General features: G+C 63.8%; 15 protein-coding genes. 9 read left to right on the top strand and 6 right to left on the bottom strand.

What is annotated here, in order from left to right; translation table 11 throughout:
* Window positions 1-194 precede the first annotated feature (194 nt).
* The 9 genes from KUW00_RS16765 (at window position 195) to KUW00_RS16725 (ending at window position 10311) form a co-directional block, all read left to right on the top strand.
* On the top strand, window positions 195-1208 hold the full coding sequence (locus tag KUW00_RS16765; protein ID WP_222569657.1) for a D-cysteine desulfhydrase: 1014 nt from the start codon (window positions 195-197) through the stop codon (window positions 1206-1208).
* Window positions 1209-1277: 69 nt separating this feature from the next.
* Window positions 1278-2594 (top strand): histidinol dehydrogenase, encoded by a 1317-nt coding sequence (gene hisD, locus KUW00_RS16760; protein WP_222569656.1) that lies wholly within the window; start codon window positions 1278-1280, stop codon window positions 2592-2594.
* 22 nt (window positions 2595-2616) lie between these two features.
* On the top strand, window positions 2617-3849 hold the full coding sequence (locus tag KUW00_RS16755) for a DegT/DnrJ/EryC1/StrS family aminotransferase (RefSeq protein ID WP_222569655.1): 1233 nt from the start codon (window positions 2617-2619) through the stop codon (window positions 3847-3849).
* Window positions 3850-3893: 44 nt separating this feature from the next.
* Window positions 3894-4877 carry a TRAP transporter substrate-binding protein gene (locus KUW00_RS16750; protein ID WP_052704426.1) on the top strand — a complete coding sequence of 328 codons (984 nt, stop codon included), beginning with the start codon at window positions 3894-3896 and terminating at the stop codon, window positions 4875-4877.
* Window positions 4878-4963: 86 nt separating this feature from the next.
* Window positions 4964-5521 (top strand): TRAP transporter small permease, encoded by a 558-nt coding sequence (locus KUW00_RS16745; protein WP_108133479.1) that lies wholly within the window; start codon window positions 4964-4966, stop codon window positions 5519-5521.
* Window positions 5522-5524: 3 nt separating this feature from the next.
* Entirely contained in the window at window positions 5525-6805 is a 1281-nt protein-coding gene (locus KUW00_RS16740; RefSeq protein WP_045993653.1) for a TRAP transporter large permease, read from the top strand.
* Between the two features lie 45 nt (window positions 6806-6850).
* The gene (locus tag KUW00_RS16735; RefSeq protein ID WP_213231385.1) at window positions 6851-7591 is read left to right on the top strand and encodes an aspartate/glutamate racemase family protein; all 741 of its coding nucleotides are present in this window, start codon (window positions 6851-6853) and stop codon (window positions 7589-7591) included.
* A gap of 204 nt (window positions 7592-7795) precedes the next feature.
* Window positions 7796-8848 (top strand): YeiH family protein, encoded by a 1053-nt coding sequence (locus KUW00_RS16730; protein ID WP_222569654.1) that lies wholly within the window; start codon window positions 7796-7798, stop codon window positions 8846-8848.
* A 59-nt stretch (window positions 8849-8907) separates the two neighbouring features.
* Window positions 8908-10311 (top strand): Na+/H+ antiporter NhaC family protein, encoded by a 1404-nt coding sequence (locus tag KUW00_RS16725; RefSeq protein WP_108133481.1) that lies wholly within the window; start codon window positions 8908-8910, stop codon window positions 10309-10311.
* 104 nt (window positions 10312-10415) lie between these two features.
* Here KUW00_RS16725 and KUW00_RS16720 read toward each other — a convergent pair whose 3' ends face one another.
* From KUW00_RS16720 to KUW00_RS16695, 6 genes are all read right to left on the bottom strand, one after another.
* Complete coding sequence (locus tag KUW00_RS16720; RefSeq protein WP_108133482.1) at window positions 10416-10973, bottom strand: DUF805 domain-containing protein; 558 nt, start codon at window positions 10971-10973, stop codon at window positions 10416-10418.
* A gap of 69 nt (window positions 10974-11042) precedes the next feature.
* A complete protein-coding gene (locus KUW00_RS16715; protein WP_222569653.1) occupies window positions 11043-11609 on the bottom strand; it encodes a DUF805 domain-containing protein in 567 nt (188 codons plus the stop codon).
* Between the two features lie 420 nt (window positions 11610-12029).
* Window positions 12030-13478, bottom strand: a complete 1449-nt coding sequence (locus tag KUW00_RS16710) for an aldehyde dehydrogenase family protein (RefSeq protein WP_222569652.1) — start codon at window positions 13476-13478, stop codon at window positions 12030-12032.
* A 77-nt stretch (window positions 13479-13555) separates the two neighbouring features.
* Entirely contained in the window at window positions 13556-14299 is a 744-nt protein-coding gene (locus tag KUW00_RS16705; RefSeq protein ID WP_108133485.1) for an MBL fold metallo-hydrolase, read from the bottom strand.
* A complete protein-coding gene (locus KUW00_RS16700) occupies window positions 14296-15072 on the bottom strand; it encodes a carbon-nitrogen hydrolase family protein (RefSeq protein ID WP_108133486.1) in 777 nt (258 codons plus the stop codon). The genes KUW00_RS16705 and KUW00_RS16700 overlap by 4 nt, the downstream gene beginning before the upstream one ends.
* A gap of 3 nt (window positions 15073-15075) precedes the next feature.
* Window positions 15076-16401 (bottom strand): purine-cytosine permease family protein, encoded by a 1326-nt coding sequence (locus KUW00_RS16695; protein WP_222569651.1) that lies wholly within the window; start codon window positions 16399-16401, stop codon window positions 15076-15078.
* Between the last annotated feature and the right edge of the window lie 70 nt (window positions 16402-16471).

Genomic DNA, 16471 nt, shown 5'->3' with positions numbered 1-16471 from the left:
TGGCGGCCGGGGCTAAGCAGTGGCTATGCAAAAATTTAACAGCTGGCGAGCAACTTGGCATTGGTCTCATGTTCCAGGCGAGGCTTAACTTGGAAGCGATCGCTCGAGGGCAGGCCTTCAGGCCTGCTGTGTCTTTCGACGTAGGTCGTCAAGAGAGCACGCCAATGCCAACAATGACTCGCCTGGAGGCCCGTATGCACCTGTCCCGTTTTCCCCGTGTCCGTCTCGGCCATATGCCCACTCCGCTGGAGCCCATGGACAACCTGAGCAAGCTGCTCGGCGGTCCGCGGCTGTGGATCAAACGCGACGACTGCACCGGCCTGTCCACCGGGGGCAACAAGACCCGCAAGCTTGAATTCCTGATGGCCGACGCCCTGGAACAGGGCGCCGACACCATCATCACCCAGGGCGCCACCCAGTCCAACCACGCCCGCCAGACCGTGGCCGCCGCCTGCAAGCTGGGGCTCGAGTGCCACATTCTGCTGGAAGACCGCACCGGCAGCGAGGACCCCAACTACAACTACAACGGCAACGTCTTCCTTGATCAGCTCCACGGCGCCAGCGTCGAGAAGCGCCCGGGCGGTGCCGACATGGCCGCCGAGATGGAAGGCCTGGCCGATCGTCTGAAGAGTGAAGGCAAGAAGCCCTACATCATCCCCGGCGGCGGCTCCAGCGAGATCGGTGCCCTGGGCTACGTCAATGCCGCCCTGGAACTTCTGGCCCAGGCCAACGACATGGGTCTGCGCATCGATCATCTGGTCCACGCCACCGGCAGCGCCGGCACCCAGGCGGGCCTGGTCACCGGCCTCAGCGCCTGCAACGCCGGTATCCCGGTGCTCGGCATCGGCGTTCGCGCGCCGAAGGACAAGCAGGAAGCCAACGTCTTTGCCCTGGCCCAGAAGACCGAAGCCAAGCTCGGCCTGTCCGGCGTCGTCAGCCGCGAACAGGTGGTCGCCAACTGCGACTACGTGGGTGAGGGCTACGGTGTGCCCACCGACAGCATGATCGAGGCGGTCACCCTGCTGGCCCGTCACGAAGGCATCCTTCTGGACCCGGTGTACTCCGGCAAGGGCATGGCAGGGCTGATCGACCTGATCCGCCAGGGCCACTTCAAGCAGGACGAGAACGTCGTCTTCCTGCACACCGGCGGCGCCGTTGCGCTGTTCGGCTATCCCGATACCTTCGGTTTCCCCGACTACAAGGGCTAGGCCCAGGGCGCTTCAGGGCAGGCGCCCGCTGAGTTCGGGCGCCCTCGACGACGTTATTCGGAGACAACAATGACCATTCGTCATCTCAAGAAGGCGGAGGCCGCCGCTGGCGTTGCCGCCGAAGACCAGCGCGTGACGGAAGCGGTGCGTGGCATGCTCGAGGATATTCGTGCCCGCGGCGAGGCGGCCGTGCGCGAATACGCCGAGAAGTTTGACGGCTGGACCGGCGACTTTGTGTTGAGCGACGACAAGCGGCGTCAGTTGATCGACAGCGTGCCCCAGTCGGTCAAGGACGACATCGACTTCGCCCACCGCCAGATCCGCCGTTTTGCCGAGGCCCAGCGTGACAGCCTGACCTCCTTCGAGATCGAGACCGAAGAGGGCGTGCTGCTCGGTCAGCGTGTGCTGCCGGTACACAGCGCCGGCTGCTATGTGCCGGGCGGCCGCTACGCTCACGCCGCCTCGGCGCTGATGAGCGTGGCCACCGCCAAGGCCGCCGGTGTCGAACACGTGGTGGCCTGTTCGCCGCCCCGGGGCGACAGCATCAACCCGGCGGTGGCCTACGCCATGCATGTGGCCGGCGCCGACATGATCCTCGAGATGGGCGGCGTCCACGCCATGGCCAGCATGGCCTTCGGCCTGTTCGGTGGCCGCGAGGCCGACATCCTGGTCGGTCCCGGCAACGCCTACGTGGCCGAAGCCAAGCGCCTGCTGTTCGGTGAAGTGGGTATCGATGTGTTTGCCGGCCCCACCGAGTCGGCGATCATCGCCGACGAGTCCGCCGACCCGATGACCATCGCCGTCGACCTGGTGTCCCAGGCCGAGCACGGCCCGAATTCACCGGTGTGGCTGTTCAGCACAAGCGAAGCGACCGCCCGCGAAGTGATGGAGATTCTGCCGAAAGTCGCTGACGACATGCCTAACGCTGATATCGTTCACGCTGCCTGGCGCGACTTCGGTGAGGTCATCGTGGGCGACAGCCGCGAGGAGATCGTCGCGATCAGCGATCAGTACGCCTGCGAGCACCTGCAGGTGCTGTGCGAGGATCTGGACTGGTGGAAGCAGCATCTGAGCAACTATGGCTCGCTGTTTCTGGGTGAGGGCAGCACCGTCACCCACGGTGACAAGTGCTCCGGTACCAACCATATCCTGCCGACCAAGCGTGCCGGGCGTTACTCCGGTGGACTCAATGTCCACAAGTTCATGAAGGTGCTGACCACCCAGCAGTTGAGCGTCGAGGCCAATCTGACCTTTAGCGCGGTGGGATCCCGGATTTCCCGTACCGAGGGCATGGAAGGCCACGCCCGGGCCTGTGACTGGCGCCTGGCCAAGTACTTCCCAGAGCAGGAATGGGATTTCACTGTTCACCGTCAGGCTCGTTACTGAGTCGCCAGCGGAGGAGCCTGCCATGCGCCGTTTTGCCAAATCCTTCACCCAGCAGGAAGCCATCTCTGACGACGCCATCGCCTCGGCGGTGGCCGTGCTCCAGAGCGGTCGCCTGCATCGCTACAACCTGGCCGAAGGCGAGGCCGGTGAGACCGCCCTGCTGGAGTCCGAGTTCGCCGCGAGCCTGGGTGTCGACTACGCACTGGCCTGCGCCTCCGGCGGTTATGCGTTGCAGCTGGCGCTGCGCGCCTGCGGACTCGAGGCCGGCGACAAGGTGCTGTGCAACGCCTTCACCCTGTCGCCGGTGCCCGGCAGTATCGTCGCGGCAGGGGGCGAGGCGGTACTGGTGGACATCCTGGACGATACCACCGTCGATCCCGGCGACCTGGATCGCGCCGCTCGCGAGAGCGGTGCCGGCTTCTTTGTGCTGTCGCACATGCGCGGCCATATCGGAGACATGGACGCCATCGTCGCGGTGTGCGAGTCCCACGGTATCGTGCTGATCGAAGACTGTGCCCACACCATGGGGGCGGCCTACGATGGCCGACCCAGCGGCACCTTCGGCAAGGCAGGCTGCTTCAGCACCCAGACCTACAAGCACATCAATTCCGGAGAGGGCGGACTTCTGGCCACCGCCGATGCCGAGGTCATGCGGCGTGCGGTGATCCTCTCCGGCTCCTACATGCTGTTCGATCGGCACCTGGCCGCACCCGCGCCAGAAAGCTTCGCTGAGACGCGTCTGATGACACCCAACATGAGTGGCCGCATGGACAATCTGCGGGCGGCCATCCTGCGTCCTCAGCTGGCCGAGATGGAGCACCGCAAGACGCGCTGGAATTCGCTGTATCGGCGCATGGAGCAGCGTCTTGGAGATATCGCCGAGGTGTGCCTGATTGACCGGCCCGCCAGGGAGGACTTCGTCGGCAGCTCCATCCAGTTCCGCCTGCCGGCGCTGGGCGCCGACACCATTGCGCGCTTTGTCGAGGGCTGCGAGGCCCGCGGCATTCCGTTGAAGTGGTATGGCAAACCCTTGCCGGAGGACTACACCAGCCGCTACGACAGCTGGGGTTATCTGGCCGGCACACGTGCACTGCCGATCGCCGACAGAGTACTCGCCACCCTGTGTGACCTGCGCCTGCCGCTGACCTTCGATCAAGCAGACTGCGACGACATCGTCGCGCTGATGAGCGCCGCCATGGATGAGGCGGTGCAGCCCCCCGAGGCAACACCCGACAAGGCGCTCGGCTCTCGCTGAGCCACGTCGGACGACGCAATAACAAGACATCCGGAGTGACAATAATGTTCAAGAAGACTCTACTTACCGCCGCCATTGTCATGGCAGCCACTGCCACCGCCGCAGAGGCCAAGACCTTCAAGGTCGGCATGGGCGATCCCATGGACTCCGACCAGGGGGCCCTGGCCCAGCGCTTCGAGGAGCTGGTCGAATCGCTGTCCGACGGCGAGATGCAGGTCGAGCTGTTCCCCGGCGGCCAGCTCGGTTCTGAGACCGGCATGATCCAGGACACCCGCATCGGCAAGCTGGACTTTGCGCTGGTCGGTGTCGGCAACCTGACGCCCTACGCAGCGCGTCTGGGCGCCTTGACCATGCCCTATGCCCTGCGTAGCCACGCCGATGCGGTCAAGGCCACCACCGGCCCCCTGGCCGATCGGTGGAACACGATCGCCGAGGAAGAGGCCGGTGTGCACATCGTCAGCTGGCTGTACTCCAACTTCCGTCACCTGACCAACTCCCAGCGGCCGGTGACGACCCTCGCCGACGTCGAGGGACTCAAGGTTCGCGTGCCGCAGAACGAGATCATGCTGGCCAGCTACGAGGCCTGGGGCGCCAGCCCCATCAGCATGTCCTGGCCGGAGGTCTTCACCGGCCTGCAGCAGGGCGTGATCGATGGCCAGGACAACCCCTACATCGTCAACAGCACCATGAAGTTTCACGAGGTGCAGGACCACCTCACCGAACTTCACGCCCAGTACTCGCTGCAGCCCATCGTGATGGGGGTGCGCAGCTACGAGCGTCTGTCCGACGAGGAGCGAGCGATCATCGATCGCGCCGGCCTGGAGGCGCAGCTGTACGCGCTGCAGTTCCAGCTGACCAAGGCCTCCGAGGCGCGTGCTGCCATGGAAGCCGAAGGGGTCGAGGTGGCCACCCTGGAAGACGAGGATGAATGGATCCGCATCGCCCAGGAAGAGGTGTGGCCGCAGTTCTACGAGGACATCGGTGGCCAGGAAGCCTTCGAGGAAATGCAGGCGGCGCTCGGTCACTGATCGTTGTCGCCGCGGGCGGCGGTCGCTGACCGCCGCCCGGGTCTTGTTGTCATTGCTGCTGCATTCCCGTCGGGAAGGAGGCCTCCATGCTGGCCAAACTCAACTATATCGAAGACTACGCCTGCCGCTTTCTGCTCGGGCTCTTTGTCATTCTGCTGTTCGTTCAGGTGGTGATGCGCGTCACCCTGGGCATCGGCATGGCCTGGATCGAAGAGCTCGCGCGCTACGCCTTCGTCTGGTTCGTCTTTCTGGGCGCAGCCCACGCAGCCCACTTGAGCGCGCATAACCGCCTGCAGACCCATATCAAGCTGATGCCACGCAAGGTGGCCAATACCCTCTTGTTGCTGGTGGATCTGATCTGGGTCGCCTTCTGTCTGGTGCTGGCCTACAAGAGCCTGGATCTGATCGGGCTGTTGCTGGAATTCCCCTATGACTCGCCGGCCCTGGGCTGGTCGCTGGCCTACGTTTACTTCGTCTTCCCCATCGCCTTTACCTTGATGGCCTTTCGCGTGCTGCAGGTGCAGTACCTGAAGCTGTTCAAGGGCATCGAGCCAGGTGACGTGGACGCCCAGGAAGTGTCCAGGATCACCGAGGAAACGAGCCACTACAGCGACGGCAAGACGTCGTCCAAGGCGGAGGGCTAAGCCATGGCCGCAACCGTACTGTTTTCCATGTTTGCCGGGCTGTTGTTCTTCGGCACCCCTATCGTCGTCTCTCTCGGTGTGGCCTCGATGGCCGTCTATATACTCAACGGCGACGATCTCAGTTCGCTGATCGAGCTGGCCTTTTCGGCCATCAACTCGTTTCCGCTGATGGCCTTGCCGTCGTTCATCCTGGCCGGCGCACTGATGGGGGATGCCGGTATCGCCAGACGCCTGATCCTGATCGCCGAGGAGCTGGCCGGTCCTGCCGCTGGTGGGCTAGGCGCCGCTGCGGTGATGGCCTGCATGTTCTTTGGCGCGATCTCGGGCTCGGGACCTGCCACCACCGCAGCGGTGGGGATGCTGGTGATACCGGCGATGATCGAGCGCGGCTACGGCAGAAGCTACCCGGCGGCGATCACCGCCACCGCTGGTGGTCTCGGGGTGGTCATTCCGCCCAGCATGCCGCTGGTGATCTATGGCGTCACCGCCAACGAGTCGATTTCTGCACTGTTCATGGCCGGCGTCATCCCCGGCGTGATGCTGGGGGCGGGCCTGATGGTGGCCAACTACATCACCGCCAAGCGCAACGGCTACCAGACCGAGGGAACTTCCTACGATCGCAAGCGGGTGGTCGCGGTGCTCAAGGATGGTTTCTGGTCGCTGATGGCGCCGGTGGTGATCCTGGGCGGCATCTATTCGGGCATGTTCACGCCCACCGAGGCGGCCGTGGTCTCGATCTTCTACGCCCTGTTCGTCGGTGTTTTCATCCACAAGGAGTCATCGCTGCGCGGGCTCAACGAGGCCTTTCAGAGCACCACCTGGCTGACCGGGCGTGTGTTGATCATCATGTTCACCGCCACCGCCTTCGGCCGCATCCTGGTCGAGAATCACATTCCGGCGATGATCGCCCAGGGCATCCTGGATATCACCAACAGCCTGTGGCTGGTGTGGATTCTGGTGATCGGCTTTCTCCTGATCGTCGGCATGTTCATCGAGATCCTGGCCACCATCATGATCGTCACGCCGGTGCTGTTGCCGGTGATGGTGGAGCTCGGCGTCGATCCCGTGCACTTCGGCATCGTGCTGGTGGTCAGCCTGGGCATCGGTTTCTCGACGCCGCCGCTGGGCGAGAACATGTTCATCAGCTCGTCGATCGCCAATGTCTCCATTGAGAAGATTTCGGTGCGCGCCTTGCCGCTGGTGGGTTCCATGGTGGTCATTGCCTTGCTGCTGGCCTTCTTCCCGCAGCTCAGCCTGTGGCTGCCCAATCTGCTCGGCTTCTGATACCGGTCATCACTCGTCAGGTCATCACTCGTCAAAGGACCCGCTATGACGCTTTCCACCGATAACTCCGCAACAATCGCCGACCATACGATGGTCGGCGTGCTGGGCGGCATGGGACCGGACGCCACGGTGGCCTTCATGCAGAAGGTCATCGAGGTGACGCCCGGCGAGGACGATATCGACCACGTGCATATGCTGGTCGACAACAATCCCAAGGTGCCATCACGCATCAAGGCGCTGATCGACGGTGACGGCGAGTCACCGGCGCCTGCCATCGCTGCCATGGCCAGACGACTCGAGCAGGCAGGCTGCGATTTTCTGGTCATGCCCTGCAATACCGCCCACTACTACTGGTCGGCCGCCCAGCAGGCGGTGGACATTCCGGTGTGGCATATCGTCGAGCGCACCCTGGACCGGGTCGCCGCCGAGATGCCGGGGGCCAGGGTGGGCATGCTGTGCTCGCCGGCGCTTCGCAAGATTGGTCTTTACGAGGGATTCATCGAGCCAAGGGGGCTGTCGTTGGTCTATCCCGACAACGAGGATCGCGTGCTCGACGTGATCCGAGCGGTCAAGCGTGGTGCCGGGCGCGCGCCCGACACCCGAGCCGCCTTCATCGAAGCCGCCCATGACGTCCAGGCGCGTGGTGCCGACGTGCTGGTCCTGGCCTGTACTGAGCTTTCGGTGATCCGCGATGCGCTCGATGGTCGCGTGCCGATCATCGATACCGTACAGGTGCTGGCCGAAGACGTGGTCGCTGCGGCCACCGGAAAGGCACCGCGCGGTTGAATCGGAGAACCGAATCGAGCACTGAAGCGAGAGCACTGTAACGAGAGCACTGTAACGAGAGCACTGCCCAGAGGTTGAACAGGTCGGCGCCAGGCGCCGCCAGCTTATCGATCTTCCTGTCCCGTTCACCAAAGAGACGCCTTCGTCCGCTGGCCTCATCCGGCAGGACCGGGGTCGCTCGTTTTCACGATCCGGAGTCGTCCCATGACCTCACCCTCTTCTTCCTCCTCGACGGCGACCTCGCGACAGCGGCTAAGCCGTCGACTGGCGTCCCTGAGCCCGATCGGGCGAGGACTGCTGGTGTGCGTGACCATTGCCCTGGCCACCACCTTTATCGCCGATCACTACGGTGGGCCGACCCTGCTCTACGCCTTGCTGTTCGGCATGTCGCTGCACTTCTTGAGCGAGGAGGGACGCTGCCTGCCGGGGATCGAGTTTGCCGCGCGTACCGTGCTGCGCCTTGGCGTGGCGCTGCTGGGCGCGCGCATGACGCTTGAGCAGGTTGGTGACCTGGGGCTGGGGCCGGTGCTGACGGTGCTCGCCGCGGTGGGGCTGGTGATCTGCGCAGGGGGGCTGCTGGCCCGGGCGCTTGGCCTGCACCGTGATCTCGGCCTGCTGACCGGTGGTGCCGTGGCGATCTGCGGGGCCTCGGCGGCGCTGGCGCTGTCGGCGGTGATGCCGAAAAACGACACCAGCGAGCGCAACACCATCCTCACAGTGGTGGGCGTGACCACGCTGTCGACGGTGGCCATGGTGACCTACCCGCTGCTGGTGGGGGTGCTCGACCTTGCCAACACCCAGGCCGGCATCTTTCTGGGGGGGACCATCCACGACGTGGCTCAGGTGGTCGGGGCGGGGTACATCATCTCGGAGGAGACCGGCGACGTCTCGACCCTGGTCAAGCTGGTGCGCGTGGCCATGCTGGTGCCGGTGGTGATGATCTTCAGCTGGCTCTATCGCGCTTCGCGCAACAGCGAGGGAAAGCGCCAGGTGCCGATGCTGCCTGGCTTCCTGGTGGGGTTCGTGGCGCTGGTGCTGATCAACAGCCTGGGGCTGATTCCCGACAGCGTCAACGAAGGACTGTCGACGCTGTCGCGCTGGTGTCTGGTGACCGCCATCGCCGCCCTGGGCATCAAGACCTCTTTTCAGAAGCTCGCGGTGGTCGGCTGGAAGCCGGTCATCCTGATGGTGCTGGAGACCCTGCTGCTGCTGGCCATCGTGCTGGGGGTGGTGGTCTTCGGCGGGCTGGGTAGCTGAGCGGCGATGGAACGCTGTTCTTGCTGATACACCAATAAAACACAATAAGGTCCCTGACAATGACAACACAAACCGCAACACCTTCACTGTCCTTTCGTGGGGGCACCCTGGGTGCCTTGACGCCTCTGATCCTGCTGGTGCTAGGCCTTATCTATCTGTCGGTGTTCGAGCGTGCCGGCACCAAGCCATTCTGGGCCTGCGCCTGGGTGGCCATGGGCGTGGGACTCTTTCTGTGTCGGCAACGCACGGCGTACTGTGACAGCCTGCTCAAGGGGATGGGCAATTCCACCGCGACGGCCATCATCGCACTGTGGCTGCTGGCCGGTGTCTTCGGCAAGTTGATGGCCGCCGGCGGCCTGATCGATGGCTTGATGTGGTTGGGAGCAGCGGTGGGCGCCGAGGGTGCGGCCTTCACCCTGCTGGCCTTTGCCATGGCCATGGTGTTTGCCCTGGGGACCGGCACCAGTACCGGTACCGTCATCGGGCTGTCGCCGGTGCTGTACCCGGCGGGCGTCCTGTTGGGGGCGGATCCGTCCATGCTGGCGGTGGCGATCCTGTCCGGTGCGGCCTTCGGTGACAACCTGTCCCCGGTGTCGGATACCACCATCGTGTCCTCCTATACCCAAGGGGCGGAAATCGCCGACGTGATCCGCACCCGTCTACCGCTGGCGCTGTCGGCTGCGGCGATCTCCATGCTGATCTTCCTGTTGTTCGGTGCCAGCGGCGAGGCCTCGGCGTCAGCCGTGGAGGTGCCTTCCGGTCATGCTTCCGGCCTGGTCATGCTGATTCCGCTCGCGGCGGTGGTGTTCTTTGCGCTGAAGCGCCGACACATCGTCGAAGCCATGTTTATCGGCAATCTGGTGGCCATGCTGTGCGCCCTGGCGATCGGTGCCATTGGCCTGGGTGATCTGTTCTCGTTGCCCGAAGCCAGAGGCGAGAGCACCGGCCTGATCGAAAATGGTATTGCTTCGGTAACCGGCGCCGTGCTGTTTGCGCTGATGGTGCTGGCGCTGACCCAGGTGATTCTCGATACCGGTCTGATGGAAAAACTGCTGGACGGCGCCAGGAAGCGCCTGGTCAAGGACCGGGCCAGCGCCGAGACCAGCATCGTGGCAGTGACGATTGCCGCATCTACTCCGCTGTCGGCCAACGCCCCGGCGCTGCTGCTGGTGGGGCCGGGATTGGTACGAAGCTTGGCTCAGCAGTTCGGCATCTCGCCGGCCAGGGCCGCCAACCTGATGGACTGCGCGGTCTGCACGGTGTTCTTTCTGCTTCCCTGGCACATCGTGGTGGCGGTCTGGCAGGAGGTCATCGCTTCCACCGCGGTGCAGAACGAGGTCGCCGCGCCGTCAGCTTTTGCCTCCTTCCTGACCCCGTACCCCTGGGCCATGCTGGTGGTGCTGGCCGTCTCGATCCTGCTTCGGCGGCGCAAGCAGGGCACCACCGAGGTCGCAGCCGTCTGACCGGCCTCCGCTCACCTGGCAGTAAAAAAACAGCCCCGCCATGCTGGCGGGGCTGTGGCGCTCTTGTGGTTGTCGTTGTTGGTAGTAGCGCAGGGAATGTTTTTTTAGAGCGTTAGAGAGGCCAGCGCTACGCAAGCAACGACCGACAGTCCGGTCAGGAACCAGAACAGGGTCATCTCATTAGAAGTGAGGGGGGAAGGTTCAGCACCGAAGCGGTTGTCACCATCACTCCCCTTGATGAAGGTCACCATGATAAATGGGATGAGGTTTATAAGGGGGATAAAGAAAAGTAGCATGAGCCAGCCTGACTTGTTCAGGTCATTTAGCCTGCGCTTTCCCTGGATTAGCGCAAAGATAGTCAATGGAATTCCAAGCACGAATTGGCTGATGGTAAAGGCGCTGGCGGCTGTCTCTGCAGCGGCCGGTGTTGCCGTCAGACTATAGTAGATAAGTATCCCGTATACGGCATAGACGAACAATACCGGCAAGGTTAAGCGATTAAAGTATCTTACTCTACCGATACGACCATTGGTCGACCATAGTCCAGGGTTTTTATTTGCTGCCTGGCGGTCGTTTGCATCACCTTGCGTGTTGGAGATTTCTGTATCTGAAGGGAAGTTGATTTCATTTGAGTTATCTAACGTAGTGCTTTCGTTTGTCATCTTGCTGCTTCCTTCCTTGGGGTAAGAGTTCCGGCGATCCTTTCGCCGAGTCGGTTAATATCTATGCTTTTAGCAGTCCACTGGGAGGGTATAAAGACCCAGGTGAAACTGTAGTGGTCCATAGCAGATGGCCACTGACGCCACGGCAATGTTAAGAATGAGCAAGCACCAGAAGCGCTTCGTTTCCGATGAAGTCGATGGAGAAGGTGGTGGTCCGAAGGGGTTGCTTCCTGGTGTGCCACGAGAGAAGACCAGGGTGATGACCAGCCATACGTTGATCAGGGGAATCAGTCCAAGAAGCAGTACCCACCCAGAACGCCCCTGATCGTTAAGGCGACGTTTTGCCTGAAGAATGGCGAAAAGGGTGAAGACTGAGTACAGGCCTGCGTAGGCGTAGATCAGGATGGTAAAGGTGCTCTGGGTGAGTGTCGCAGGGTACAGGTAGTCGAGATAAAGTGGGAGAAAGAGCGCGAGGTTATAGATGAGTCCTACTGCGGCAAGTCGGCTACAGTAGCGAATGCGCCCGATACGGCCACGAGTTGACCAGAGTCTGCTGCTTCTACCGGGTACGCTATACAGCGGCAGCGGCAAGGTGACGGAAGATGAGGTGGCTGACGACATGGAGTTGAGTCTCATCTTCTTCTCCTGTTTCCTTCTTTAAATCGGTCTTCGATTCATCAAAGGTGTCAAGGCGTTGTCGGATTTTCCCATGCCTTGATGGATGGTCAGTCGTCATGGCAATGGTTGGCGGTGGCGCATGTTGTCCTTGCATGAGGAACGCATCATTGGTGCCTGCAGCGAAGGCTTCACTGCGACTCTAGAAAGCCATTTCGTCAGGGGATATGGGGGATGTCCTACATCCTTTCTCTTTTTAAGAATTTTCTAATTATTTGACCTCGGGTTGGCCGAACTGGCACGAAATTGCGTCGCTGCGACAAAAAAACACCCCGATGGCCGGGCGCCTTGGCCTGCCATCGGGGTGATGTTGTTGAGATATTGCCGCGGTGATACTGAGTCGTCGCTGAGGCGATGGTCCGGAAACAGGACCGGGAGAGGTTAAGCGGCAGGGCCAATCAGATGCTTTACCTCAAGATAACCGGACAGTCCCCAGGGGCCGAGTTCACGTCCGATGCCGCTGGCGCCGAAGCCGCCCCAGCTGGCCTCGGGCATCACCAGCTGTTCGGAGTTGAACCAGATGCTGCCTGCACGCAGGGCGCGGCCAACACGCCTGGCGCGCTCGGCGTCACCAGAGATCACGGTGGCGGCGAGGCCAAAGGCGCTATCGTTGGCCAGGGCGATGGCCTCGGCTTCGCTCTCTGCGCTGCGCGCACACAGCACCGGGCCGAAGATTTCCTCGCGCCACAGACGGCTTGAGGTGGGCACATCGCGGTACAGGGTCGGGGCGACGAACTCGCCCTGGGCCGGCAGGTCACGATGGCGGCCGTCACGCACCGGCGTCAGACCTTCCTCCTTGGCGATCTCGAGGTAGCGCTCCACGGCTTCGCGCTGACGGGCGCTGGTCATCGGGCCCATGTCGGTGCCCTCGGCCAGCGGGTCACCCAGGGTGAGGCCGTCGATACGGTCGGCCAGCGCCTGGTAGAGCGGTTCGGCCAGCGTCTGATGCACGATCAGTCGCGAGGTGGCGGAGCAGATCTGCCCGGAGTTGAAGTAGATGCCGGCCATCACCCAGTCGGCGGCGGCTTCGACCTCGGCGTCATCGAGCACCAGGATCGGCGATTTGCCGCCGAGCTCCAGTGATACGCCGCGCACGCCGTTGGCGGCGGCCCGCATGACCTTCTCGCCGACCGCATTGCTGCCGGTGAAGGACAATTTATCCACACCCTGATGGGCGGACAGGGGGGCACCGATGCCTTCGCCGTCACCCAGCAAGAGGTTCAGCACACCGGCAGGCAGGCCGATCTCCACGGCGATGTCGGCCAGCGCCACCTCGGGCAGCGGGGTGACCTCGGAGGGCTTGAACACCAGGGTGCAGCCGGCGGCCAGTGCCGGTGCGATCTTCCAGGCGCTGGTGACCAGCGGGAAGTTCCAGGGGGTGATCAGTCCGACCACGCCGGCGGGGTCTTCGAACACCCGCGCCTCGACGCCGTCCATGCCGTGCTCGAGCAGGCGACCCTGACGCTGCTCCAGGGCGCGGGCCTGGCCGGCGTAGTAGCGGTAGCAGGCGATGGCGTCGTCCAGGTCGATGGCGGCCTCGGCCAGGGCCTTGCCGTTGTTGGTGGAGGACAGCCGTTCGAGCTCGCCGCGGCGGGCTTCGAGGGCCGTGGCGAAGGCCTCGAGAAAGTCGCCACGACGCTGCCCGCCCAGCGCCTGCCAGGCGGGCAGGGCGGCACGGGCGCTGGCCACGGCGGCGTCGACGTCGCTGGCATCGCCGGCGGTGATCTCGGCGATCTGGGTCTGGCGGTAGGGATCGGTCACCGCCAGGCGCCGGCGGCTGTGACTATCGACCCAGCGGTTGTCGATAAACTGTTGTGTCAGCTGTTGCACGGAGGGACTCCAGGGGCAAAGACATTGGAAGGAATAAGCGAATGAAATGATCGGCGAGATGAGGGCTCGTTACGCGCTCACGCCTGGTGGCGCTTGAGCCAGTCATCGATCATGGCGTGGCAGTGACGGCCCGAGAAGCTCGGGAAGTGGCCGCCGTGCACCGTGGCGATCGGCAACCTCCGCAGGCGCTCGAGGCTCGCCGCGTAGTCGTCCAGGTCGCTGTGATAGGCGTCCTCGATCAGCTCACCGTCGTAGATGATGTCGCCGCTGATCAGGGTGGCGCTGGCGGCCTCCCACAGGGCGATGCCGCCGGGCGAATGGCCGGGGGTGTGGATCACCTCGAAATGGCGATCGCCAAGCTCGATGACGTCGCCGTCCTCCAGCGTCTCGATACGCGGCGGCGCCGCAATGCGATAGCCGCTGTGGGCGTAGGGCAGCGGTGGCAGGGCGTCGAACATGGCGTCGTCGAGAAAGGCCTCGGCCAGGGTGCGACGGTTGTCGGGGCTTGCCAGGATATCGGCCTCGGCGCGATGAACGTGGCAGCAGTCGAACTCGTGAGCGGCGCCGATATGATCGAAGTGGGTGTGGCTTGCCACCGCCACGATCTCGCGTTCGGCCAGCAGTGCCACGCGCTCGCGCAGTGGCACCGCGCCCAGGCCGAAGTCCACCACCAGATCGCGCTCGCGGCCGCGAACGTGCCAGATATTGCAGCGGTAGAACGGCTTGATGGCCGGTTCGTCGATCAGGGTGATGCCGTCGGCCAGGCGCTGGGTGCGATACCAGCTGGCGGCGTCACCCCGGGGCAGGGTGAAGGTGCTCACGTGTTGCCTCCCGGCAGGGCGCGCAGGTCCTTCAGGTAGTCCTGGTGGCTGCGGCTCTCGTCGATACGCGAGTGTTCGATGTCCACCACCAGCACGCCGGCGTCGTTGCCAAGGCGCCCCAGCACCTCGCCGTCCGGTCCTGCCACCAGGCTGTTGCCACAGTAGTGCAGCTCGCCCTCGATGCCTGCGCGGTTGATGCAGGCGACGAAGCGCTGGTTGTCCAGCGCCCGGGCGCGGATCTGCAACTGCTGGCGTTCGGCGTTGGGCACCATGTTGGCGGTGGGCGAGAGGATCACCTCGGCGCCGGCCTGGGCCAGCGCTCTGGCTATCTCCGGGAACTCGTTGTCGTAGCAGATCATCAGGCCCAGGCGGCCGAGCCGGGTGTCGACCACGCACAGCTCGTCACCGGGGATGAAGTACTGATGTTCACGATCCCATAGCTGGCGCTTGTGGTAGCAGGCCAGGGTGGTGCCGGCGTCGTCGATCAGCACCGCCGAGTTGGTCAGGCGGCCGTCGGCCTGGCGCTGGGCCAGGCCGAACAGCAGGTGCAGGCGATACTGGTGCGCCAACCGGGCGACCTGATCGATCAACTCGCCTTCGTCGGCCAGCTCATCGAGCCGTTCGAACACGTTGTAGCCGGTCAGCGCCAGTTCCGGCAGGGCCAGCAGCTGGGCGCCGGCGGCCACCGCCTGCTGGCACAGGCCATCGAGGGCATCGAGGTTGGCGGCGACATCCGCGTGGACGGGGTCGGTCTGGGCCAGCATCAGGCGCATGGATCAGTCTCCTTGGGTAGCGAGGCTGGAACGGGTGAACAGGGCACAGCCCAGCCAGTAGAGTCCGCCGGTGATGACGAACACCGGCAGCGAGGCACCGATGGACAGCGGTGCCACCAGGGTCCAGTAGGCCGCCAGGGCCGCACCGATCAGGTAGGCGCCGATGGCGATACCGGCGGTGGGCCGACCGAGCTGGTGCGGCGAGCGCAGCAGCTCGGCGCTATAGCCGTCACGGCCGACCAGGTAGTAGTCGACGATCATCACCGAGAAGGCCGGAATGAACAAGGCGCCGATCAGCAACAGGAAGTTCTGGAACTGGTCGAGGATACCGGGGATCAGGGCGCCAAAGACCGTCACCACGCCGATCACCAGCGCCGGCTTCCAGAAGGCCATGCCGGGGGACATGTTCATGCACGACAGGGTGGCGCTGTAGACCGCCATCACGTTGGTGGTCATCACCGAGAAGAAGATCACCAGCGCAGCGGGCAGACCAAAGCCGAAGCCGGACAGCAGCCGGGTCGGGTCGTAGGTCTGTTCCATGCCGCCGAGCACCGACAGGCCGGATACCGCGGCACCCAGCCCCATGGCGATCATCGAGGCGCAGACGTAGCCGCCGTAGGTGCCGAGTACCGCGATGCGTCCGCTCTTGCAGTTGCGGTTGTAGTCGGCGGAGGTGGAAATCCACGAGAAGGCGGTGGCGACGACGATGTCGAAGGCGATGCCCAGGGTGATGCCGTTGCGGGATTCGGCGGGCATCTCGAACAGCGCACCGACCTCGTAGTGGCGGTTGAGCTGGTAGACCACGCCGGCCGCCAGCACCATCATGGCCGCCGCCGCCCAGCGCTCGATGCGCTCGATACCCAGGTGGCCGCGCAGCACGATCAGCACCACGATGGTCTCGCACAGGATCGTCATCAGCGGCAGGTTGGAGTAGCCGGTGGTGGCCTCGATGGCGTAGTCCAGGCTCATGCCGGCCAGCAGCGCCTGGATCCAGCTCCAGGCGATCAGCACCGCCATGTTGACCAGCGAAATGATCTTCGAGCCGGTGGGGCCATAGGCGCGGCGGGTCAGGGCCATCGAGGGCAGGCCGGTGCGCTGGCCCATCAGTCCTACCAGCAGCAGCGGAATGGCGCCGATCAGCGAGCCGATCAGGACCCAGGTCATGGCGACCGGGAAGCGCAGATCGGGCACCAGCAGCATGCCGGTGAGGATGGTGGTGACGACCACGTTGGCGCCGAGCCACAGGGCAAAGGTGGCCATGCCTCCCATGCTCTTGTGCTGGTGTTCATCCAGGGTGTCGTGGCCGATCAGCCGCTTGAGTGAAATCATCTAGGAAACCTTTGTGGTTATGGTTGGTAGGTACCGCAGGGGCGCGAAATTGGGAGCGCAAAACGGAGCA

The organism is Halomonas sp. DP5N14-9 (assembly GCF_019802175.1).
Classification (GTDB): Bacteria; Pseudomonadota; Gammaproteobacteria; order Pseudomonadales; family Halomonadaceae; genus Halomonas; species Halomonas litopenaei.
This window is presented reverse-complemented; position numbering and strand designations above follow the sequence as displayed.